Source organism: Paenisporosarcina sp. P4_B8, assembly GCF_056402175.1.
This window is the reverse complement of sequence record NZ_JBFUHX010000001.1, coordinates 347,827-373,434: the sequence shown is the minus strand read 5'-3', so window position 1 is coordinate 373,434 and position 25,608 is coordinate 347,827. Positions and strand designations below refer to the sequence as shown.

Below are 25,608 nucleotides of genomic sequence, written 5' to 3'. Positions count from 1 at the left end.
ACCTCCTCATCTTATTTCGTTTAACAATACTATTGACTGAGTTTAATTCTTCGAGAGGCGTAACATCTTCTCTTTTCGTATTTTGTCACGTAAAGCCGAAATCTTTCAATTTACTGGATCAAAAAAATAATTCGTGATTATCGACCAATGTGTTTCTTCCTGCACTTCTGTTACATCATTTAATATTTTCACTCTAGCGTAAAGAGTAAATTTGTATGAGACAAACGTTCAAAACACTGATTGGAACGGATTTTATGGATGCCCTACAATGAGGCTACCTAGGAATAACCCCGATGTGCACATTGGCAAGGCAGCTCAAAAATGGACAATTTTAATGAAGTGTTAAATCAGTTTGAACCAATGATTCATGCGTGTTTACGCAAGCTACGTATCTATAAAAATCATGATTCGTTCCTTCAATCCGGTCGTATTGGACTTTGGCAGGCGTGGAAACGCTATGACGAGACAAAAGGTGACTTTGCGCCTTTTGCCTATCGAAGTATTTATGGATGTTTACTAGATGAATTGAAAAAAGCGACGAACGAAGAATTGCTTATGCCAGCAGAAGATCATACGCTGGAGCTTTTATTGAACCAACCCGTTTTGGTATCGGAAAGTTGGGAGCCATTGAGTGAAGCCATGTCTCGGTTGCAGCCACATGAACAACAGCTTATTCATTTGTTATACATGATCGGGAGTTCACAGGACGAAGTGGCCAAACATTTGGGGATTACGAAGGCTGGAGTCAAAAAAAGAAGAGAGCGTACTTTGGCTAAACTAAAACAACTGATGACAACATAAACCTGCTTTCAACATTCAACGAGGTTCTATTATAAACCTGTTATCCAACAATGTGGATGCAAGAGTTTTGAGTAGATCCTCAATCTTTAAATGGACATGCAAATGGTTTTAGCACAAGCTTGCTTCATCATAAAAGGAATAGGAGACAACTTTTATTTTTCAGCAAATTGGCAATCGGTAAACCACGCTATGCATGTTGGATGTATTTATGAGTAAATTATGTGATTATTCGTCGGTGGGTGGTGAATCTCTTCGTATGTAAGGTTTCTTTTGTCGGTGGATAAAGCGATAAGTATCTAAGGTGAAGTGGAGTCTTTGCTGTTGTTTCAAAAGGATGTGTTTGGAAACATGGACGGTAATGGACATCCCATTTGGAAACGTCACCAGACATTTCCCCTTTTCAAACTCTTCTACGACGAAGGGGTGATTGAACAGCCAGACACAATCTTGACGTTGATAGGACATCGTCGGAAATGCGCCGATTTCCGTCGGTTCGATGAGGATTGGCGTTTTATTGGGATATTTCATAAAAATCCTCGTCGCCTGCATCCGGCCTTCCATTGTAGAAGCATATCGAATGCATGCATTATTCAGTAATTCATGAACAGTCATTTTAGAATAATATGTCCCGTGGGTTGTCACGATTTTTGATTTATACTTCCCTGTAAATACAGGCTCAAGCAATAAGGCTTGATTGTCGATTAAATTAGAATCACAGTTTCTCAGAATAAATTCTCCTTTGCGTCTCCTATAGTTAAATTCTACTAAATTATCAGATAATTGTATAGTGTAAATTGACTGAATTATTAATTTCCATCGGATTATTTTATATTCTGTGAGGTTCCCTTTTCTTAGATAGGTCCTTTGCATTTCCCGCTGAAAAGTACTACCCATGCGAAAATTAATTCTATTTCATTTTATTTCACATAAAATAACGAAAAAGCAAACTGTGAAAGCGGTGATAAATTGAGTAAGAACAACGGTTTCCAACCTTTTTCAAATGAGTCTTCTAATTGCTTCAAACCATTTATCAGTGCCAGTCCCATCACTTCATTTCATCCGGTTCCACGTTACCCACATATTGATGAAACAGCATTTATTAGCCCATTTTCCAGTGTGATCGGTGATGTTGTCATTCAAGATAACGTCTATATTGCTCCAAATGTTAGTATCCGTGCGGACGATGGAACACCTTTTCATATTGGGTCTAATGTCAATATTCAGGACGGCGTCATTTTACATGGTTTATTAAATAAACATTATTTGGTGGGAAATCACAGCTATTCGATTTTCATTGGAAATGAAGTGACAATTGCACATGGATCACTTGTCCACGGGCCTTGTTTCATTGGAAATAACGTATTTGTTGGATTCAGGGCCATGGTTTATAATGCCATCGTCGAAGAAGGAGCATTCCTTTCTTACGATGCGATTGTAACCAACGGTGTAAGAATTCCACCAAATCGATTCGTACCACCCGGAGCGCATATTGATACGCAAGAAAAAGCAAATATGCTTTCACAAGTACCAAAGGACAGCGAAGAATTTGCAATGGAAGTGCAGCGTGTGAACCAAGAATTTCCATCTTCCTATCACCTACTGTTTGGCACAAATCGTTGTTCATGTGGGCTTGCCTATACCCATTGAGTGACATGTATTTTAGTATTGGTATTAGAAAAAGGTGCCCTATTTCCCATGACTTCAGTCAGAGGGAAAGGGCACCTTTTATCGATTATTCTCCAAGTTTAAACCGTTCTAATAAAATAGATTCTGTTTTAGAGTTTTCGAGCTTAAATTTAGTGAATGCATATAGTTCTTCTGTTTCCTCTACATAAACTAGACGATCAACCTTGCCATAGGCGCGCAATGAAGAAGTGGGGTCGAATGTACCGTATTTATAAACGGAGATCACTGCCGAGCGATCCGCAAGATACATGTCCTTTCCTTCCTGCCATCACAAAAGCCTTTTATTAATGGAAATTTCCTTTTCCTACCTTTAAATTTCATGTTTTTCCTATAAAATGATTTAGATTAGCCTATTTGGAGGAGATTGAATGACGAAGATATCTGCTCTGTAGCATTTACTGTTACCATTCGAGAAAATCTGGAATTGGTTGTACGAAAGAATCTGCTTTGGTTGAATTCAATAACAAAAACAGGAAGCACTAGGTGATTATACCCGCGCTTCCTGCTTTTTAATTAATCCACCTGATAAATACATAGGAAACTGCACAGTCACAGTAGTACCTTGATTCACTGCACTCTGGAATCGAATTGTTCCTTTGTATTTTTCAACAATGTTAAAGCAAATCATAAGACCGAGTCCGGTCCCTTTACTTTTTAATGAGTAAAATGGAGTACCCAAGGCTTGTACCTGCTCTTCTGACATGCCAAAACCTTCATCAATTACTTTTATAATAATTTCTTTGTTTTTTTGCTCTGCCCTAATGACAACAAAATCTTCTTTAGTAGATACTTCAACTGCATTTTTCACTAAGTTCATGAATAATTGTTTAAATTCAATGGTATTGGCCGTTATGTATAGGTCTTCATCCACTTGCAAGTCAATCTTATTTTGATGATACAGCCCATAGGACATGAGCAAACCTGTCACACTTTTCAAGGCATCCCGGACATTTACGGTTTCCATGTGTTGATGTTCATCCGGTTTTGCGATGGCCAAAAATTGGGATAAAACATGTTCCGCCGTCTTCAGCTCATCAATCATCAAAGATAAGTGCGATTTCCCTTCCTTGCTGAAAGAGTTGTTCGTTTCATAAAACTGTAATAATCCCTTTACTACCGTTAGCGGATTTCTTATTTCATGTGCGACTGCAGCTGCTAATTGGCCGGTTGTTTTCAGCTTCTCTGATTGCTGTAATCTTTCATAAAACATTTGCTGTTTTTTGATTCTTTGAGAAGTTAAATGAAAAATGAAATAGAGAATGACTTGTGTCCCCATGAAATTGTTAATATTCCCGAATACGTCTAGCTTGATATGCGCAAACTCATTTCCTTGGTCGAAGAAAATAATATAAATGAACGTCAACGTAATCAACAGAAAATTGAATACAAAAGAGAAATAAAACAGCTTCGAATCGAAAAACAAGATAGAAAAAGCCGGGATAAAACATAGCAAGGTAAAAGACGACCAAGTATCAGGATATAATAAGAAAAGCATATACAAATAAAGAGAGGCGATTGTAATAATGATCTTTCTAAAAAAATGGCTTTCATACTTCGGATAAATAAACAAACTCGCTGACAATAATACGACTAATGCACAATGAAAAATGTATCCAGGGTCTGTTCCTCCAAATCTCGGATTGAAGAACAAAACTCCAATCACCATCAGAATGGTGGCAACAAATGCGGTGAGGTAATATAGTTTTTGGTTTCTATCTTGCTTAATATGCTTCACGGATACACACCTTTTGTTTTCATTAATACTTCAATTAGTCTATTATACTCGTTTTGAAACTTTCTGACTATACAGTAAATTGCAGTATAAGAGCATGCCCCTATTTCATATTCTCCGCAACATGACTAAAAGAACGACAAAAACTTGCCCGCCTCATAAAGCAAATACTATTGTAGTTCAGAATGACTAATTTGTTTTCTTAAAACCTATGTACTCTTTCCAAGTGATTAATATCATTTTAAAAAAGGGTTGAAGCAAGGGGCGTCATTCTTTAATACTCTAGGTTCAAACGTTCAAACTAATATGACATATGATGAAATGATGGATGTACAGAAAAATGACAGTAACGATAGGGACACTTGATCAACTTTTATTTAAAAAGGGTCTGGTTAGTAAAACAAATGGAGTCTAGTATTACCTAATAGCTGAAGACGAACTTGTAAGTGTAAAAAAAGATTCTCCCAAGCAACCACTTTGGGAGAATCTTTCTGAGATTATTTAAACTGCTTAAATTTCCACTTCTTCGATTTGCTGTCGTAGTAAGCTACTTCAATCTCTAGCTTCTCACCTTTAGTTGTCGTAATAAAGAAGTAGTCTTTAAATCCGTTCATGATTTGACTGCCATCTGTATCAGTGAAAGACAGATCTTTTAACTTCAGGTTTTCTTCGTGATTACCATAATGTTTATCATGGCCTTTCCCTTTGCCTTGGTGATTGTCATGACCTTTAGGCAAATGGTATTCCAGGGTCAATGAAAACGCGCCAGATTTTGCCAACACGTCAAAGTTCTTTGTTGTGATGGTGAATGACATGTTACCCAGTTTCAAGATGACTGGTTTGTTTACTGCATCGATTTTTGCCACAGCTTCCTCAGTGAATCGAATCTCGACTTTTCCATTGATATGTGGTGCAGTTACTTCTATGAAGATGACTGGTTTCGTTGTATCGACATCGTCTGCCGTTACGATTTCAACACCGTCTTCAGTTGCTAGCACTGTAACTTTGATTGACAATGTGTTTCCTCCAACAGTTGCTGTGATTGTCGTCGAGCCAGCAGCTTTTGCTGTAATCAATCCTTTTTCAACTGAGATTACTTCTGTATCGTAGCCACTATAAGTTGCTGTAGCCGTTACATCCTCATCAGTAGAAGTTTCATCCGCTTTAGTAGTTGTTTCTGTTACTTTCAGGTGTTCTGTTGCACCAACTTCAAGTTCAACCGTAGATTTATTTACCTTCAATATTTTCACGTCTGGTACTTCGTCTTTTAAATCTACTTGAATCAATAGTGGGTCATGGTCAGATGCGCGACCGTGAATATCCATGTAGTTTGCATTGATGTGAATCATATCAACTAAAGCTGTATCTGCTAAGTTGTTAGTTACCAACACGTGGTCAAGCACTTGATTGTTTCCTTGGTAGTAATAAGAGAAACGATCGCCAGCTGGTACTTTTTCAACCATGTTTGTCAAAATGCCACCTTTTAGTGCTGCAAGTGTTGGTGTGAATTCGAAGTCATTCATGTCACCAGCCACAATTACTTTCAGGTTCGGATCTTGTGCTTGTCCTTTTTTGATAAATTCATTGATCATAGTTGCAAGTTCGATACGTTCTGCTTCAGAACCTAAGAATGGAGGTTGATTTTTCCCGAATAACGGTTGGTCTCCACCTTTTGAGTTTAAGTGAGCACCAATTACGACTACTTTCTCCCCTTGGAACTCGAACTGAGCTGCCAATGGTTTACGTGTGTTTGCTTGTGGCAAGTCAAGGATACGACCAGGGTTTTTAGAAAGTTCTCCATCTACCCAAGTTACCGCTTCTGTTGAGCCGCCTTTCGTTCCTGCAGTGAGTGTTACACGTTCTGGGTTATATAAGTAACCAACTCGAATGTTCCCGCCTGGTTGTCCACCATCTTGATTGTATTCAGGTGCGATGTCAGTCCATTCATACGCTGGACCTCCTGCCGCTACTATCGCTGCAATCAGACGTTCATAACTTTCTGTCGCGTCTGCATTGTTTGAAGCTGTTGCCCCATCATTATCTTGAACTTCTACAAGAGTAATAATGTCAGGAGATTTCATGTTCTCAACGAACGATTTTGCGATTTTCTCCACTTTTTCATTCGGAGTTTGTTCAATATTATTAGAGAAGTTCTCAACGTTGTAAGAAGCAACGTTCAATTTGTCTTCCGCTGGTTTGATATCTGTGATTGTCACTGGTTTTTCAACGCGTGTGATTTGCGGAAGTGTGTTTTCTTTCGTCCACAGTTTGTAGTTACCGAAGCCGAAGCCCATAACGCCAACAATGTTGCCAGTATAGTAGTCGCCAGATTTTGCGTCGTATGATTCGTTATCGAAGTCTACGATGACGCGTTCTGGGTTGTAGTCAGTAGCAGAAATATTGATTCCGCCAAGTACGTTGAATTCAGTTTTTGTAGAGTTTCCTGCTACAACCACCACTTCACCGTATTTTTGCGGTCCTACTACTTTCGCATTTGGAACTGCTAAACGCATTAATTCAACAGATTCCCAGAAATCAATGCCGTCTTCAGCTGGATCGAATGAAGTCAATCTGTCGTTGTCGATGATTTCTGTTGCCGGGAAGATGTCTTCACCGATTACTAATGGTGCAGGAAGTTCATGTGTTCCGTTTGCTACTGCAGCAGTTGCTCTGATACGAGTAACTGGTAAATCATTTGTTTTCATATCTGAATAGCCTTCGTAATACCATTCTTCAACTGTCCCTGAAACAGTAACCAAGTCACCGACTTTAAGGCCATTTGAAGTTTTGTTTACGATGATTGCTTCAGATGTTGTGTTATCGTCATCCGGATTAACGTCCTGGATAACAAAGTTAGCCGAGTTGTAAAGGTGAGTAACAACACCTGTGATTTCTTTGACGGTAGCCCCTTGGTAATCCGAGTAATGACCTTCACCTTGAATGTCACGGATTTGAAGGTTGCCCACTTTCAATACGTTGTAAGTGAATGAGAAGACTTCAGAAGTTGTGTCACTTACAGCGATTGCTTTGATTGTTGTGTCTTTCGTTAATTCGATTGGAGCAGTGTATTCTGCACTTGCAGACGTCGGTGTTGAACCATCTATTGTATAGTAGATTTTTGCACCTTCGATTGGTGAAATTAAAGAGATTTTTGTCCCTGCAGACACTGTTCCTGGGAACACGTCTGTGTAAACAGCAGGTTTGTTCACTAGGTCAAAGCTTTCAAGACCTAATGTTTTTACTTGGTACGTTGTGTTGAATTTAGAAGCAATACCTGAAATGTTTACAAGATCGCCTGCTTTATACCGTTTGATGAATTCATCGTAAGCCAAACCGTTGCGGTTATCGTTACGGATGACGACTGATTCACCATTTTCATGTGTAGCTGTGAATTCGAATGTACCGAAGTCATTTGATTTAACTAGGTTCGTAATCTTTACGTTGTTTAATAGAATGCGTTCACTTTGTGTTTCTTCATTTACCCCTGCAGGTGTGATTTCCTGTGTTGCTGGCAATTCATTGCCTGAAGAGATCTTCATGATTTTCGGTTGTTCCATTTGAAGTTCGCCGCCATAGACGGTTACTTTTCCTTCTAGTTCAACTTTGTCACCAGGAGAGACATCCGCTGTAGAAGAGAAGATATATAGTCCAGCCGTGCTGTCCTGAACATAGAACGCTTTACCGCCCCAGTATCCAGTACCAGTCGTAACTGTTCCTTGTACTTTGATTAATTTATCCGATCCCACTTCTGTACGAGCAGCAGCAAGGTTCTCTTTCAGTTCCGCTTCAGACTGAGGTGGTTCTACTCCTCCATCCAGGAAGCTCATTGCATTAACAGCACTAATACCAGGTACCGAGAAGTAAGCACCTAAAGTACCTGTAATTTCAACTTTTTTCCCTTGATTAGCTGGGTTCGTCAACAATCCAAATTGTGCACGGAAGTTTGTAGCTAAACGGACGGGCATCATTTTCTTAATGTCAGTTTCATTTGGAGAGTCCGCAATCACAACATTTGTGTCTGCAGGAAATGGCGCTGTCAAATCCACACTTGTCGTGCTGTTCATATAGCCCACGATATATCCATGGACCGTTGCAGTACCTGTATTATTTGCGATTGCATCAGCAACCGTTATCGGTCCTGCCGCCTGGGCACTTGGTACTGTGATAAATGGTGCAACCATTGAGATTACTAGTAAGAATGCTAGTAGCATCTTACTAAAAGTATGTCTAAAAATGCCTTCTTTCGTCATCCATTTCACTCCTCAAAGAGAATTTATTGTAATTCCCCTAGATTATAGCAAAGGATTGTTATTATTTTCTTAATTGTTTGTAAGTGTTGTTAAGAAAACCCAAAAACAGTCAGTAAGTCTATTTAGTTGGAAGGTAAATGGTTTTTAACTAATACATAGCTCCCGTATAAATAGACCTATAATATGAGGGTGATTTTATGCTTCTTTTAATAGAAGAAGTTCCATTGCAAAAACAAAAAGAGCCAACCACAAGGGCTGACTCAATTGTTTTATTAAAATTCATTCATTTTGTCTAATGCTCGGTAAAGCATAACTGCAGCTTCCGCACGTGTTGCGTTCGCTTTTGGATCAAATTTGTTACCAGCACGGCCGTTTACAATACCAAGTCCTACAGCTTGTTTGATGGATACTTTCGCGAAGTCTCCAACTGCTTTTTCATCCGCAAATGTTTTCGATGTGTCTACATCTTTCAAAAGATTCGCATCTTTGTATTTCACTGCGCGTACAATCATCGTTGCGATTTCTTCACGTGTGATTAACGCATCTGGATCGAACGAGTCTGTCGTCTTGCCATTTACGATACCTGCACGGTGAGCCGCTTCAATTCCTGCATACGCCCATTCCTTGCTTGTTGTTACATCTTTAAATGTCCCTTTGTATTCTTCCATTGGAAGATTCAGAGAGCGAGCAATCAACACGGCGAATTCAGCACGTGTTACTTTGCCTTCAGGGTTAAATGTCGTATCTGTTTTCCCGCTTGTAATCGCTCGAGAAGCCAGCACTTCAATTTGATCCTGTGCCCAGTATTTTTGGATATCCGAGAATGTTTTGTTGTTTTCTACAACAACGAATTTCGAGAAGTGGTTTGTCTTGAAGACAAATTGACCATTTCCGTACGTTCCACCTACGTATTCTAACCCATTTGTTAATTCATTCACGTAGTAAGCAGCCACTTTGCGTGGGTCTTTAATTGCTGCAGCTACAGGAACTGTTACTTCAACTGGTGTTGAGAATGTAGTTACTTTAGTTGTGTTTCCATTTTTGACTGTTGTGATTGTAAATTCATACGTCGCAGATACCGCTCCGTTTACGTCAGTCGATTTAGCCATTTTCACAGAAACCGTCATACTTTCAGGATTGCCGGCTGCAATGTTTTTCAATACTTCATTTGGTACAACTACTTCTGTATTACCAGAAGCAATCACCAATGGTTTAGAAGATTGAGCAATTGTTTGCAACGAACCTGTTGGTACTTTTGCACTTACTTCAGGTTGAGCATCTGTTAGAGCTGGTACTGCTACTTTAATTTCTTTAGCTGCAGGATCATTCGCTTGATTTGATACTGCGTTTCCATCCACGATTATATGACCAGGGTTTGTTGGTGTTACTGGTGGTTGTGGTTGGCTTGTTACCGACACCAATACTTTCACCGTATTTTTGCCTACTGTTATTATAATTTCTGTTTGGCCAACACCTTTTGCAGTGATGACGCCCTTGTTTACGTTGATGATATTTGTGTTATAGCCACCGTAAGTAGCTGTTGCTGTTACGTCAGCTTGTGTAGATGTGTTATCTGCTTTAGTTGTCGTTTCAGTAACAACCAGTGTTTCTGATTGACCATACATGAATTGTACGCTTGCTTTGTTAACAGATAGTGTTTTCACGTCCGGTACTGGTATTGCAGTTACTGTTACTTTTACAGTTTTTGAGTTGTCGCCAACTGTTACTGTAATGTTTGTTGTGCCAACAGCTTTAGCCGTGATTAAGCCATTTACAACTGAAATCACGCTTGAGTCGTGACCACTGTATGTTGCAGTATTTGTTACATCTGCAACAGTAGAAGTTTCGTCAGCTTTTGTAGTTGTTTCTGTTACTTTTAATTGCTCAGTTTTGCCTACTTCTAGGGTAACAGAATCTTTGTCCACTGATAATGTTTTCACATCTGGAACTGGTACTGCTGTTACTGTTACATTTACCGTTTCAGTGATGTTACCAACAGTGATCGTGATTGTTGTGGTACCTGCTGCTTTAGCTGTGATTAAACCAGCTTCTACAGATATTACGTTGCTGTCAGATACTGTGTATGTTGCAGATGCTGTTACGTCTTTTTTAGTTGAAGAACCGTCGGCTTTAGTTGTTGTTTCTGTTACAACTAATTGCTCAGTTTCTCCTACTTCAAAAGAAACATCGTTTTTGTTTACATCTAAAGTTACTACGTCTGGAACTGGTACTGCTGTTACTGTTACATTTACCGTTTTAGTGTTGTTACCAACAGTGATCGTGATTGTTGTGGTACCTGCTGCTTTAGCTGTGATTAAACCAGCTTCTACAGAAATCACGCTGCTATCAGATACTGTGTATGTTGCAGATGCTGTTACGTCTTTATCAGTTGAAGTACCGTCAGCTTTAGTTGTTTTTTCTGTTACAACTAATTGCTCAGTGTCTCCTACTTCAACAGAAACATCGTTTTTGTTTACATCTAAAGTTACTACGTCTGGAACAACTACTGGATCTTTCAAATCCACTTGAACCAAAATTGGATCATGGTCAGATGCACGACCGTGTTCTTCCATGAAGTTTGCGTTGATGTGAATCATGTCAATTAAAGTAGTAGCTGCTAAGTTGTTTGTCACTAACATGTGGTCAAGTACTTGGTTGTTCCCTTGGTAGTAATATGAGAAACGTTCGCCAGCTGGTACTTTTTCTACCATGTTAGTTAAGATATTGCCTTTAAGTGCTATAAGAGTTGGTGTGAATTCGAAATCATTCATGTCACCCGCAACGATTACTTTAAGGTCTGGATTTTGTTCTTGTCCTTTTTTAATGAACGCGTTGATCATTGTAGCTAGCCCGATACGTTCTGCTTCAGACCCTAGGAATGGAGGTTGGTTTTTACCGAACAACGGTTGGTCTCCACCTTTAGAGTTTAAGTGCGCGCCGATTACGACTACTTGTTCACCTTGGAACTCAAATTGAGCTGCGATTGGTTTACGAGTGTTCGGTTGTGGAATGTCCAGGATGCGTCCAGGGTTTTTAGAAAGTTCACCATCTACCCATTTTACTGCTTCTGTAGATCCACCTTTTGTTCCTTCAGATAATGTTACACGCTGAGGGTTGTATAGGTAACCAACGCGGATGTTACCACCTGGTGCCCCACCGTCTTGATTGTATTCTGGAGCAATGTCAGTCCAATTGTATTTAGGACCTCCTGCAGCAACGATTGCTGCGATTAAACGTTCATAACTTTGTGAAGCGTCTGTATTGCCTGAAGCTGTTTCACCATCATTATCTTGAACTTCTACTAATGTGATAATGTCAGGAGACTTCATATTTTCAACAAATGACTTCGCAATTTTAACCACTTTTTCATTTGGTGTGTTTGCCGTATTGTTCGAGAAGTTCTCTACGTTATATGCAGCAACGTTTAGTTTATCTTCTGCGAATGCAATTTCCGTTACCTCTTTGATTATTGGAGCTTCTACTAATGTTGGTAATGCAGCCACAGTTGTCATGATGCGGAAGTTTCCGAATTCGTAACTTACTGGACCTGTGATTGTGCCGTTGAATACATCCCCTGATTTAGCTTTGAATGATACAGAGTTCATATCAACTGTGATACGTTCCGGGTTATAGTCGTTAGCAGAGATATTGATTCCGCCAAATTTATTGAACGTTGTTTTACCACCGTTGTCAGTAGCCACGATGACTTCACCGTATTTTTGTGGACCAACAACTTTTGCATCTTTAACTGAAACTAACATACCTTCGATAGATTCCCAGAAGTCGATTCCGTCTTCTGCTGGATCGAATGAAGTTAATTTGTCGTTATCGATAACTTCTGTCGGTGGTGAAAGTTCTTCCCATTTAAGTGCTGCTGGAACTGCTGCTGTACCTAACTTGTCAATTGTCGTGCTTGAAATTTCTGTTGTTGATAAATCAACAGATTTCATGTCAGAGTAACCAGCAATGAAGAATTCAGTCACTTTTCCATCAACCGATACTCGATCGCCCGGTACAAATGTGTGCGCTTTACTGTATACAAGAACCGCGTCAGAAGTAGCAGGATCGCTGTCTGGTGTTAGATCTTGCATGAAGAAGTTGTTGTTATCAAGTTTGTAAGTTACTACACCTTCGATATCAACTACTTGCTGATCAGTGTATGGTGATTTGTGCTGTTTGCCTTGGATGTCCGCAATTTGCACACCGGTAGATTTGATTACTTGGTATTCAAACGAGAATACTTCAGAAGTTTCGTTGCCTGATACTGCCAATGCTTTGATAGTTGTGTTTTCTGCCACATTAATTGGCGCTGAGTATACATCACTTGAAGTTGTTGGAGTCGAACCATCTATTGTGTAGTAGATTGTCGCATCTGCCCAACCACTTGCAAGAGTGATTTTTGTGTTTTCAGTTACGTGACCTGGGAATACATTAACGTATACTGCTGGTTTGTTTACTAGGTCAAAACTTTCTGCACCCAGTGCTTTAACTTGGTATACATCGTTAAATTTAGAAGCGATACCTGAAACATGAACAAGATCGCCTTCATTGTAATATTGAATGAAGTTATCATACGTCATGCCTGTACGATTATCGTTACGAACGATTACTGATTTTCCTTCTCCGTCGATAGCAGAGAATTCAAATGTCCCGTAATCATCTTTTTTCGCTAAGCCAGTAATTGTTACATTGTTTAATTGAATGCGTTCACCTTGAGTATCTTCATTCACTCCAGTAGGTGCAATAACTTGTGCTGCTGGAAGTGGGTTGTCAGAAGATTTCACTGTGATTTTAGTTGGTTGGATTTGAAGTTCGCCTGCGTACGGGCTTACTTTCCCTTCAAGCTCAACGATGTCGCCTGGTTTTACGTCAGCTGCAGAGACAAATGCATAAAGACCCGCGGTATCATCTTGAATATAGAAGCCTTTTTGACCCCAGAATCCAACGCCTGTTGTTACTGTACCGCTTACTTTGATCAATTTAGCTGGATCAGTTACTGCACGGGCAGCAGCGATATTGGCTACTGCTTCTGCTACAGGTGGTGGATCTACTTCTCCCCCAACGAATGTCATTGCCGCAACTGGTGCCTTTAGACCAGCATGGTTTCCAAAATATTTTTCAAGTGAAGCACTAACAGATACTTTTTTACCGATATTACCTGGGTTTGTTTTAAGTCCAAATGTTGATCTTAATGTAGTAGGTGTAGCAGGAACTTGTACATAAATCATTTTTGATAAATCGGTTTCATTTGCGGAGTCCGCAATTGCATAGTTGTTATCATCAGTAGCACCTGTCTTAACTACCGACGTTTCCCCTTTAACATAACCGACAATATAGCCATCCACTGTAACATTCTTTTTAGCAGCCACATCGTATTGTGCAAGTGCCTCAGCAACAGTCAATGATGTTGCGGCCGAAGCACTTGGTGCCGTGATAAATGGTGCCACCATTGAGATAATTAGTAAGAAAGCTAGTGCAATCTTACTTAAGATATGTTTCGAAATACCTTCTTTTGTCATCCATCCCACTCCTCAAAAAGTAATTTTCTAGTACTATCTGATTATATCAGACTATTTTAAGAGTTTTCTTAAGAATTTGTAAAATTCTTAATGATTACGTAAAAATAGGTAAGAAGTCCGACTCTTTTGTTAAGTTATTATAAAGGAAAGTAAATATAGCTTATATTAATAGAATTAATTCTACTAATAAGATATGGGACACCTATTCGAAATATCACAGTTAGAGTTATTTCCTTTTAAATCGATTTGTTCCGTTTTAACTGTGATTTATTCCCTTTCTCCCTATTGTTTCCAGTGAATGTACATACAAAAAGGAGCCAGCAATCGCTGGCTCCTCATGCTTTTTTATAGATCGCCTAGTTTGTTAAGGGCACGGTACAGCATAACTGCTGATTCAGCACGTGTTGCATTGTCTTGTGGAGAGAAGACGTTGCCGCCACGGCCAGATACGATTCCCAAAGCCACTGCTTGTTTAACGCTTAGTTTCGCAAATGTACTGATATTTTTATCATCAGCGAACACTTTTGAAGTATCAAGATTGTTCAATAATGCAGCATCTTCGTGTTTCACAGCACGGACAATGATTGCTGCGATTTCTTCACGTGTGATTTTCGCGTCTGGATTGAACGTTCCATCAGTTTTACCGTTGATGATGCCAGCGCGAGCTGCCGCTTCGATTCCAGCGTAAGCCCAAGCTTTGTTTGTTGTTACATCTTTGAATGTACCAGCATATTCTTTTGTTTCTAAACCAAGAGCACGCGAAACCAATACAGCGAACTCAGCACGAGTCAATTTATCTTCCGGTGCAAACAAATCAGCTGTTTTACCAAGAATGATTTTTTTCGTTGCTAATGTCTCGATTTCTTTCTTAGCCCAGTGGCTAGCGATATCACTGTATGTTACTGGTTTTGGATCAACAACTGGTGGTACTACCACTGGTGGTTGCGTCGGCGGCGTAACAACTCCATCTTGTTTCATAACCGTGATGTTCTGAGTAGCCTCGTGACCTACCATGTCAACTACTTTCAATTCGAAGTCATTTTTGCCATTTACTAATGGAAGAACAACATCAACTGTTTGGCTGTAACCTAACATTGCATAAGGTTCAGATAATGGATTTGCAAATACTTCGTTACCGTTTAGGTATAGACGAAGTTCATCGAAGTTATCGCCAACCTTAACTTTGATTGTTGGATCTGGAGAAGATGTTTTCACTCCAGATGGTACAGTTGCCGCAACAGCTTGAACTGTCGGTTTTGTTGTATCAACGAAGATTTTACGACCGATTTGCATTACGTTGCCATGCTCGTCAATTGCCTCCACTTTCACGTCTTTCACACCGTCAGTAAGCTTCAACTTATGAGTGAACTTAGAACCGTCGAATGAATCAGCAATTACACCATTTACTTTCAGTGAAACCACGTTCGAATCATCTTCAACCGTACCAGATACCACTACTTCTGAAGTTTTGTACTCCACAAAATAGTCCGATGGAGTTTCGAAGTAAATAACTGGCTCTTTTGTTTCTTTTTCATGTGGAATTTCAAAATCATTTTGAGTTCCCGTTACGTTACCAGCAATATCCCATACCTTAACAGATACTTTGTCACCAAAATTAAGAACTTCATCAAGAACGTATGGTTCTACTGATGCTACATCCTCAAATACCAATTCTCCGTTCGCATACACTTCAACTCTATCTAGCCCTACCCCACCCTCATTATCTGCAAGGTTTGCAAGAGATAATGTTCTTGTTTCAGGATCGAAAGAAATGTCTGCAGTAGGTGCTTTAGTATCAATGATGATTGGGAACTTGATTGATTGCCATTCAGCCCCCTCAAAATCGATTACACCGCGTAATTCAATCGTATATTGGCCATCCGGAGCAGGTTTTCCATTGATTTTCCCATCCCATCCATTATCCTGGTTGTACTTGTAACCTGGGTTCGTAGGAGTGTCTGCGTAGTTCTTCGTTAAATTAGCATCTGTACGGATTGTACGTACTTTGTTGCCGTTTGCATCCAATACGTTAACTTCCAATTTTTTCGCATTACGTAATAGAGAGAATACTGGCGTTGCTTTATCCACATTGCCGTCACCGTTTGGAGAGAATGCAAATTTCGTTGGGTCGAAACCTTCACCTAAAGATGGACCTTTGATATAGTCACCGTTTTGGTCAGCCAATCCTTGGTATTCCCAGTATGATAACTCGTCCCATGCATTATCATCAAAGATCGGTGCGTCATCCCATGAGCCATTGAATCCGAAGAATGGTACTGTCAATGGTACATTTCCAGATGTATCTTCATTCGCATCTGTTAATGAAACGAATCCATCAAGGAAGTATCCGTTTTTGAAGTATTCAGTCAGCCAAGATGACCCAGTTGCATCGACAGCTACATCAATTGTAGCCTCTCCATTTGCAGGAACTGTTACTGTTGCTGGAACTGTTATTGTAGCGTCTTCAGGCTCTAATACATATGAACCGTAGCGAGAATCGTTTGGAATCGTCACGAAGTTCGCTCCTGTATCAATTGGCATGTCTGTTTGTAATTGAATCTTCACATTGTATTGTTTTTCTTCTGCAGAGAAGTTTTTAGCTTTCAATGAGAATGAGAACTTGTTGTCTTTGATTTCTTTCAAAGCAACTTTCGCTTCACCAGTTGTTGCATTTGTTACCATTACGTCTGTTTCAAGTGCGTTTGCAAGTTGCATGATACCAGCACCTTGACGACGTGGCGATACATATTCACCAGGATTTAATTCAACCGGTTTAGACGTGTTCATCATCAAGTTTTTAGCAAACTGTACGCGAGCTACGCCAGTCAAGCCGAACTCTTTATTCACACGTTCCATTACCAATGCCGTACCTCCAGCTACGTGTGGCGCTGCCATTGATGTACCGCTCATCAAACCGTATTCATTGTTATTGAATGTCGAGAAGATGTTTCCACCTGGAGCTGTGATTTCAGGTTTGAAATCCAAGTTCGGTGTCGGACCCCAAGAAGTGAATCCAGACATTTTTCCTGCAGTCGGACTTGCCACTTCGATATATTGCCCATCGAAACCTACAGTAACTTTTTTTCCTGTATCAAGAGCTGCTTTAAGTGCTACACCATCCACTTGAAGTGCAGACATGTAAGGAATTTTGATATCTGAGCTTGATGCCATGCTGATTGTACCAGCCGCATTGTTATAAACAATAACGCCAGCAGCTCCAGCAGCTTGTGCATTCAAACCTTTTTCAACAAATGAAATACTTCCGCGAGATACTAATGCAAATTTACCTTTTAAGTCTTTTCCTGCGAAATCAGCCACTGTTCCAAACCCTGCGAACTCGATCGGGTACTCTTCTTCAGGAAGATCATTTGGTTCTGCGTCATTTGCCAGCAAGAACATTGCACGTCCTGTTTGTACTCCATCAAATTCATATGTGAAACTTGAAGCCGTAACGTGGCTATTTTCGAATGAAGCAACACCGAATGAATCTTCAGAAACAGATGGTGAACCAGTCAAACCGTAATCTTGGTTATCTGCATATGGATAATAAGATCCTGAACCGAACATATCGGAGTTACCAGCAGAAATTGCTACTAATAAACCGTTATTTTGTGCACGTGTCACCGCCATTTGTTCAGGGTTTGAATTATCTACGTACCCAGCAGTAGAACCTAATGACATGTTGATTACATCTGCACCAAGCTTAATAGCATCGTCCATTGCTTTTACATAAATGTCACCAAAGGTTGATGGGAACAATGGATCGTTACCAAATACTTTAAGTGCCAAAAGTTGAGCTTCAGGAGCTACTCCTTGGATTCCACCATTTTCTTCGTCACCATTTGCTCCAACAGTACCTGAAACGTGCATACCATGCATTGACGCTCCCGGACCGATGTCTCGGATTTCCAGGTTGCCGTCCATGTAGTTATAACCATAAGGAACTTTTGCAGTGAAGTACTTACCTTCTTCGATTGAACCTTCGCCAATCAAAGCATTTACATCTTCAGAAGTGAGGTCGCCAGTCGCATTATCTGTAAGAATCATGTCTCTGTGAGACGAGTCAATCCCGGTATCAATGACACCAACTACCATTCCTTCACCTTTGAAGTTATATTTTTCCCACGCTAGTTGGGCTTGTACTAATTCTTTTGAGTGTGTCATTTCTGGTGTTGCTACGGGACGGGCATATTCAGTAGATTCGTGTACAGACTTAACACCAGGAGTAAGTGCGATACGTGCTACATCTTTTGCATCGACTACAGCAGAGAAACCATTGAATACAGTTGTGAAGTTTTCCTTGAAATCAATGTTCTTAGCAAACTTCGATATGTTTGCTTGAACCCTCACTTGATCTTGTTCAATTGAATCTTCTAAACTATTACGTTGGGATTGTGGAAGTTCTTTGTAAAGAACGCCCTTTTGAGTAGCCGTTTCAATCGCTGGAGCTTTTTCAAGTTCAACGATGATACGCACTTTTTCAGTTGGATTTTCAGGTGCAACAAATCGATCCGGAATCTTTTTAGCCGGTTTTTGCACATTGATAACAGGAACCTGTTTTTCTAATTTCGCAGCTGCTGCTGGAGCTGGTGCGCCGATTGCTGCTGTACTAAGTGCTAGTGAAGCTGCCATTGCAACCATTATGCTTTTTCTAGAATTACTCAATCTGCTTTCCTCCCTTTTTGAGTTTCATAACTTAGATTAATTTCCATTCAATAGATTTAACTAAATTATGTGACAATTAGAAATTTACCATATATTTTGATTGTTGCAAATATAAAAACGGAATAACTTATATTACATTTTGATTACAATACTTGGAAATTGAATTTTTCTAGATAAAAAGTATTCCCTTGGTAAATAGATAATAGTTTTAATTAACTATTATTTTTTTATAACATTAATAGGTCTAAAGTTTAACATCTATAAATTATGGATTTATATGGATAATAAGGAAACTATTCTGATATAGCACAAGACTTTTATAATGGATTATCCAGTTAGTATAGATTGCAAAGTACCTATTCAAATATTGACTGGATTTATATTTGAGCTGGATTTTACGATATCATATTGCTAAATATGTAAGTTGTCCTGCACATTCTGAAAAATTATATTACTTAAAAAATATAGAAAAGAGCCAGCACGAGGCTGACTCTTTTCTTTGGCATTAAAATTCATTCATTTTATCCAATGCGCGGTATAACATAACTGCCGCTTCCGCACGAGTTGCATTTGCTTTCGGATCGAACTTGTTTCCTGAACGACCTGTGATGATACCTAAACCTACTGCTTGTTTTACGGATACCTTGGCGAAATCGCCGATTGCTTTATCATCCGCAAATGATTTAGAAGAATCTACATCTTTTAGTAGTGTCGCATCTTGATATTTCACTGCACGAACGACGATTGCTGCAATTTCTTCACGTGTGATAAGCGCATCTGGATTGAACGAGTCTTTCGTTTTCCCTTTAACGATACCAGCACGGTATGCAGCTTCAATACCAGCATAAGCCCATGCTTTGCTTGTTGGTACATCTTTGAATGTTCCTTGGTACTCATCCATCGGAAGATTCAACGCACGTGCAATCAATACAGCAAATTCAGCGCGTGTTATTTTACCTTCCGGGTTAAATGTAGCATCTGTTTTCCCGCTTGTGATTGAACGTGAAGCCAGTACTTCAATTTCATCTTGTGCCCAGTACTTTTGGATATCGCTAAATGTTTTCGCTTGTTCGATTACTACGAATTTCGAGAAGTGATTTGTTTTGAAAACGAGTTTGCCATTATCGTACGTTCCACCCACATAGTCCAGTGATTTCGAAGTCTCGTTCACATAGTAGGCAGCCACTTTACGTGGATCTTTTACTGTTTCAGTAACTGGAAGTGTTACTTGAACTGGTTTTGAGAAAGTAGAAACAGTTGTTGTAATTCCAGCTTTTACAGTTGTGATTGTAAATTCATAAGTAGCTGATGCTGCTCCGTTTACATCTGTTGATTTAGACATTTTCACAGAAACTGTCGCACTTTCAGGCGAACCAGCTGCGATTGCTTTCAATACTTCATTTGGTACAGCCACTTCTGTGTTACCAGATTTGATAACAAGTGGTTTTGAAGATTGAGCAATTGTATTCAATGATCCTGTTGGTAATTTTGCACTTACTTCAGGTTGTGCTTCAGTTAAAGCTGGTACATCTACTTTAACTTCTTTTATTGCAGGGTCATTCACTTGAGCTGAAGCTGTATTTCCATCCACAGTCACCTGACCAGGGTTCGATGGTGCTGGTGGCGCAGGTGGAATAACAACCTGTTTATTCTGTACGTTTACATCCAATGTCACTGATTGACCTTTGTATTCAACTGTTACTTTAGTTGTTCCAGCAGCTTTAGCTGTGATTAAACCTTTGTCTACTGATACAACTGCTTCTTTTTCAACTACATACGTAGCATCTGCCGTTACATTAGTTGTGACATCGTCTTTACCAGCTTCTTTTACCGTCTGGTTAACTGTAATTTGTTCTTTGCCATCTACAGTTAGATCTACTTTAGTTTTATTCAACGATAGAGATACAACTGGCAAGACCGGTGCATCGGCTACTGTTATGTTTACTACAGCCGTTTTGCCGCCGTAAGTTACTGTTACTTTTGAAGTTCCTGCTGCTTTAGCTGTGACTAAGCCTTTGTCTACTGATACAACAGTTACATTTTCAACGTCATAGGTAGCGTCTGCTGTCACGTCTTTAGTTGTAGGTTCTTCACCATTCTTAGTAGTTGTTTCCGTAACTACTAATTTTTCTGTTGCTCCTACTTCAAGTGCTACAGTAGATTTATTTACTCCGATTGTTTTAACGTCTGGAACTGGTACTGCTGTGACTGTCACACTTACAGTTTTTGTATTGTCGCCTACTGTAATGGTAATGTCAGTTGTTCCTACTGCTTTCGCTGTAATTAAACCAGCCTCTACAGAAATTACGTCGCTATCAAAGCCATCGTAAGTTGCTGTAGCTGTTACGTCTTCTTCAGTAGAAGTTTCATCTGCTTTAGTAGTTGTTTCTGTAACTACTAATTTTTCTGTTGCTCCTACTTCAAGTGCTACAGTAGATTTGTTGACTTTAAGAGTTTTTACGTCTGGAACTGGTTTTTCTGTTACGGTAACGTTCACAGTCACAGATTTTTCACCATGTGTGATTGTGATTGCTGTTTCGCCTGCTGCTTTAGCAGTAATTACTCCCGCTACGACAGAAACGATTGCATCGTCTTCAACAGCGTATGCTGCGTCAGCAGTTACATCAACGTCTACTGATTCATCTCCAACTGTTGTTGTTTCTGTAACTTTTACAGAAGCAGTATTACCTTCTTCAATTGAAAGATCAGTTTGATTAACTGAAAGTGTAACGACAGCTACTGGTGCAGGAACAGTTTCAACAGTGAATGCTTCAACTGTATCGTTTCCAGCGATGTCCTGTACGATTACAGAAACTTTGTATTTTTGACCTTTTTGAAGATCAACCAATTGAATTGAGTAAGTTCCATCAGCATTAATGCTAAATGTACCTTGATCAACTGTCTTGAATTTTTTGTCCTGAACTACATAAGAAGCTTTAAGGTAATTATTCACGTCAAATGCTTCTACACCAAAGTGTTCTTTTAGTACAGCTTCGTACCCGAAGAATTTATCTTCAACTTTTCCTACAAGTGTAAATTCTGTTGCATCCACATCTGTTGCGTTTTCACTTGTGATTGTAGGTGCTGTTGATTTTACAAATATAGGCTTGACTGTTGCTGTTATTGCTTCATTCGTGGTACTCGTTGTGTTAACTTTCATTCCATAAATTCCATCATTTAGCTTTCCTTTTTCATAGGTATAGCCGTTTGTATATGAGCCATCAAATACTCCTGATTTTGTTTTCGCTTTTGTCACGTCAAACAGAATGTCTCCAATATGTCCTGCCGGTTTTGGAGTGCCAGTGTATTTATTCGGATCGAGTACATCGATAGTTGTTGCGTATTTTGGTGCTTCTTTTAGTACATATGAAAAATTCGCTTTATCCAATTTCCCATCACCATTTGGAGAGATCGCGATGCTATCAAATCCAAATGAACTCACGTATTTGTTTGATGGGTCAATCGGATTGGACGGTACCGGTACGATTGGTGGTGCTTCGATTGGTACTTCCGGAATTGGTACTTCTCCAAAGATGACTACTTCATTATGGTTACCAGCTTCATCTACTACATTTACAGTAACTGTATCTGTTTCTGCGTTAAGAGTTGAAACTGGGAATGAGAATGTCCCATTTTGTTCAAGCACAAATGGCACAGATTGTCCCGCAACACCGTTTAAAGTGATCACATATGATGCATGTAATTTTTCATTAAGGTCAAAATCAAGTCCATAATTCTCTAACTCTGTGTTGTATTCGATATATTTGTCAGTTACTTGTCCAGTTGCTACGCCAGTCACTACAGAACCAGTAATTTCAGGTTTTGTTGTTTTCACAACAACCGGTCCAACATAGTCACCAACAACTGCAGGGTTTCCTGAAACTGTTTTTCCTGAGAAGTCAAATGTATATAGACCATCAGGGATTTTCCCAGCAGGAACACCAGATGTCCAAGGTTTGTACTGACCCTTTACTGCCAAAGTGTACTTTCCTGCTGCAAGAGAATTGCCGGCATGCACATATCCGATATAGCCGTCTCCATATTCTCCGCCTTCAGGGTTCATGATGTCGAAAAGTTCGATGTAGTTATTTGTTACATTCCCAGTTAATGTAAAGGAAAGTAATGCTTCATCTTGTACTCCATCGCCGTTAAACGATAGGTCTGTCTCAGTAATGTTAAAGTCTTTAAATTCCGTCGCTGCCGCTCCACCGAAGTCTGCTGCGAATGGTAATGAAATTTCATTGTCTGCTCCATTAATGTGAATGTAGCCCAGAATTTCATCTCCTGCTTTTGGCGCTGCATTTTTTGATGCAGTCAGTGTAACGTTTAACATTTGCTCGCCATTCAATGTGAATGTCGGTTTATCGATTGTAAGTTTTGCATCGCCGAAAGATTTTGTAACGTCAACTGTCACATTGTAATCTCCGCCCTTACCTTTTAAATCTTTTACAAGAATTTGTTTCGTAACTGAAAGATTTTCTTTAAGTGATTGTGGACCGAATGTAACTGTCCCTTTTAAGTTATCTACTATTTGTCCGCTACCGTTAAGAGTAGCTTTGTCTAGTGCATAAGCGAGTGCACCTGGATGTGCAGCTGCATACGCGTCTACACGTCCAGCCCCTTGAGAGAAGACATCGTATTTAGCTGTATCAAGAATTTTTGCCGTGTTCGAAAGTGCCACTTTCACGTCAAACGCATTCCAGTTTGGATTTGCTTGTTTAACAAGTGCCGCGATTCCTGCGATGTGTGGTGTAGCCATTGATGTTCCCGTATAACGATCATAAGCTTCGTCATATGTTGCTTCTGGGAAATCTGCTTTGTACATGGCAATAGATGACATGATGTTTGTACCAGGTGCTGTTACATCTGGTTTGATATCGAAGTTCGGAGTGGATGGTCCACGTGAACTTGAATCATTTACATCATCACCAAGAGTTTTTGCTGAAGCAAAGTTACCGAAAGTAACTTTTCCAGTTCCACCTTTTAATACCGCACGGATTGCATCTCCGTCTGTTTGCGACATATCAAATGCTGGGATGAATGCAAATGAGTCACCAAGGAAAGTTCCTGATGCATTCGGTGCATTCGTACCTCCTGCTATGTTGTGGATGATCACTCCTACTGCACCGTTTTCTTTTGCAAATGCAATTTTGTCAACAAATGCAATTGAACCACGTGAGACAAGTGCGATTTTCCCTTTAACGTTAAGACCATTGTAGTCAGTAGCAGTACCATTTCCAGGAACTGCTACTAAGTCGAACTCACCTTGAAGTTGTGTTGCAACGTCTTTACCGAAAGTAGTTCCCATCAACTGTAATTGTTTAGAAAGATTGTAGCCACCGACTGTGACATTTACTTTCCCGTTGTGTAGTGTTTCAGGGTTTGTTGTATTACCAACTGCGATTCCTAAACGTGCAGTAGATGGAGTTCCCATCGTCCCACGTTTCGGGCCTGAGTTACCTGTTGCAATTACTGAAATTGTACCTGCCATCATCGCGTTGTTAATCGCAAATGATCCGCTGTCCGTTTCAGAGTTAGGTCCGCCACCAAGTGACAAGTTGATAACATCCATTTTTTCGATTACTGCTGTATCGATTGCTTTGATGATACCTGAAGTAGCCCCGCTACCGTATGCACCAAGTACACGGTAAGCGTAAAGGTCTACTTTTGGTGCAATCCCTTTAATCCCGTATTCATTGTTTCCAACAGCTGCAATTGTCCCTGCTACGTGTGTACCGTGAGACGTATAGAATGCACTGCCGTTAGCGTTGAATTCCGGTTTGTTAGCTGGACGTTCAAGTGGTGATGTCTCAGACGCATCATCATCAGCACGCGTACGAGTATATTCTGTTCCAGCTACTTGAGGGACAAAGTTTTTCCCGCCTTTATATACACCTTCAAATTCAGGGTGATGTTTATCGATCCCTGTATCAAGGACAGCCACTTTAATGCCTTCCCCTTTATATCCTTCGTCCCATAACTTTTTAATTCCTAAGAATGAAAGGCTCGTATTCATTGCCGCTTCCATCTTGCCATCCTTATCAAGATTAGATGTTGACTTCGTTGCAGTTGCTTGCTTGTCTCCCAATGCATAAACCGTTACATCCGGTTCTACTAAAGTAACGCCTGGAATTGAAAGCAATTTTTTAAGGTCATTCGCTTTTACAGTTGCCGCAAAACCGTTCAACACTGTATTGAATGTATAGCCTTGCTTGACTGAAATGCCTTTCAAATTCATTTGTTTCTTAACGAGGGACTGTTGCGCATCTACATCCGCTTTCACTTTAGCCGCTTGAGCGTTCGTAAACTTTTTCCCAGCCAATTCGTTAATTCCCTGTTTCAGGGCTACAGGTTCCTCAGACAAATGAACAATAACCGCTACTTCTTTATCGCCTGAAACACCTAATAAATTTTTGTGAAGTCTTGGTCCGCCCTCTAAGACGTCCATTTGCTCTGCAATAGCTGCTTTTAATTCCAACTGCGTTTCAGTTTGAACATTCTGCTTAAATGATTTCAGCTGTTTCGTGTTTGCCGATGCCGACATTGGCGTCAACAATGAAAGAACCATAAACATTGCAAGAATGCTACTGAAGAACTTATTCAACTTGTTTTTCTTCAATTCTCAATTCCCCCTAAATGATTTTAATGTCTCAATAGTTGCTAAAGTTCCCCTCCTTTTTCATGTCTGAAGATTCAAACATCATCGTCCCAAAAAAGGTGACAGGGTAAATTTTACCATATTGATAGATTAATAGTTACTCGTTTAGAGGTATTTTATATTACTTTTGTATTTCAAAAATGTAAATTAATGTCGATTTATGAAGGCGAGATTGTCGGAGTTTGGAAGTTAGTTATTGAATTTAGTGCCATTTCGACAAACTCGGGGTTGCTTATAACAAAATCGTGATTAATAACTTCTCAAACAAAATAAAAATGACCTCTCCCCATTGATGGG

Annotated in this window: 9 protein-coding genes; 2 read left to right on the top strand and 7 right to left on the bottom strand. The window is 39.8% G+C overall.

Going from position 1 to position 25,608, the window contains the following annotated elements; all coding sequences use genetic code 11:
* Positions 1 to 321: 321 nt before the first annotated feature.
* Positions 322 to 801 carry a sigma-70 family RNA polymerase sigma factor gene (locus AC1DSK_RS01750; protein ID WP_477546326.1) on the top strand — a complete coding sequence of 160 codons (480 nt, stop codon included), beginning with the start codon at positions 322 to 324 and terminating at the stop codon, positions 799 to 801.
* 225 nt (positions 802 to 1,026) lie between these two features.
* On the opposite strand, the gene AC1DSK_RS01745 is transcribed toward AC1DSK_RS01750, so the two are convergent.
* Entirely contained in the window at positions 1,027 to 1,671 is a 645-nt protein-coding gene (locus AC1DSK_RS01745; protein ID WP_477546465.1) for a competence protein ComK, read from the bottom strand.
* A gap of 96 nt (positions 1,672 to 1,767) precedes the next feature.
* On the opposite strand from AC1DSK_RS01745, the gene AC1DSK_RS01740 reads away from it, so the two are divergent.
* Positions 1,768 to 2,448, top strand: a complete 681-nt coding sequence (locus tag AC1DSK_RS01740; RefSeq protein ID WP_477546325.1) for an LbetaH domain-containing protein — start codon at positions 1,768 to 1,770, stop codon at positions 2,446 to 2,448.
* An 85-nt stretch (positions 2,449 to 2,533) separates the two neighbouring features.
* Here the strand turns inward: AC1DSK_RS01740 and AC1DSK_RS01735 are convergent, their stop codons facing one another.
* From AC1DSK_RS01735 to AC1DSK_RS01710, 6 genes are all read right to left on the bottom strand, one after another.
* On the bottom strand, positions 2,534 to 2,737 hold the full coding sequence (locus AC1DSK_RS01735) for a hypothetical protein (protein ID WP_477546324.1): 204 nt from the start codon (positions 2,735 to 2,737) through the stop codon (positions 2,534 to 2,536).
* A gap of 237 nt (positions 2,738 to 2,974) precedes the next feature.
* A complete protein-coding gene (locus tag AC1DSK_RS01730; RefSeq protein WP_477546323.1) occupies positions 2,975 to 4,222 on the bottom strand; it encodes an ATP-binding protein in 1,248 nt (415 codons plus the stop codon).
* A 494-nt stretch (positions 4,223 to 4,716) separates the two neighbouring features.
* Positions 4,717 to 8,469: a DUF6359 domain-containing protein gene (locus AC1DSK_RS01725; protein WP_477546322.1), complete on the bottom strand. Its 3,753-nt coding sequence runs from the start codon at positions 8,467 to 8,469 to the stop codon at positions 4,717 to 4,719.
* 272 nt (positions 8,470 to 8,741) lie between these two features.
* Complete coding sequence (locus tag AC1DSK_RS01720; RefSeq protein ID WP_477546321.1) at positions 8,742 to 13,988, bottom strand: S-layer homology domain-containing protein; 5,247 nt, start codon at positions 13,986 to 13,988, stop codon at positions 8,742 to 8,744.
* Between the two features lie 345 nt (positions 13,989 to 14,333).
* Entirely contained in the window at positions 14,334 to 18,653 is a 4,320-nt protein-coding gene (locus AC1DSK_RS01715; RefSeq protein ID WP_477546320.1) for a S8 family serine peptidase, read from the bottom strand.
* Positions 18,654 to 19,158: 505 nt separating this feature from the next.
* Complete coding sequence (locus AC1DSK_RS01710; RefSeq protein WP_477546319.1) at positions 19,159 to 25,272, bottom strand: S8 family serine peptidase; 6,114 nt, start codon at positions 25,270 to 25,272, stop codon at positions 19,159 to 19,161.
* Positions 25,273 to 25,608 lie beyond the last annotated feature (336 nt).

Coding starts and splice junctions, on each gene's coding strand:
- AC1DSK_RS01745 (WP_477546465.1), bottom strand. CDS start 1,671: ATGCAAAGGACCTATCTAAGAAAAGGGAACCTCACAGAATATAAAATA.
- AC1DSK_RS01735 (WP_477546324.1), bottom strand. CDS start 2,737: ATGTATCTTGCGGATCGCTCGGCAGTGATCTCCGTTTATAAATACGGT.
- AC1DSK_RS01750 (WP_477546326.1), top strand. CDS start 322: ATGGACAATTTTAATGAAGTGTTAAATCAGTTTGAACCAATGATTCAT.
- AC1DSK_RS01725 (WP_477546322.1), bottom strand. CDS start 8,469: ATGACGAAAGAAGGCATTTTTAGACATACTTTTAGTAAGATGCTACTA.
- AC1DSK_RS01720 (WP_477546321.1), bottom strand. CDS start 13,988: ATGACAAAAGAAGGTATTTCGAAACATATCTTAAGTAAGATTGCACTA.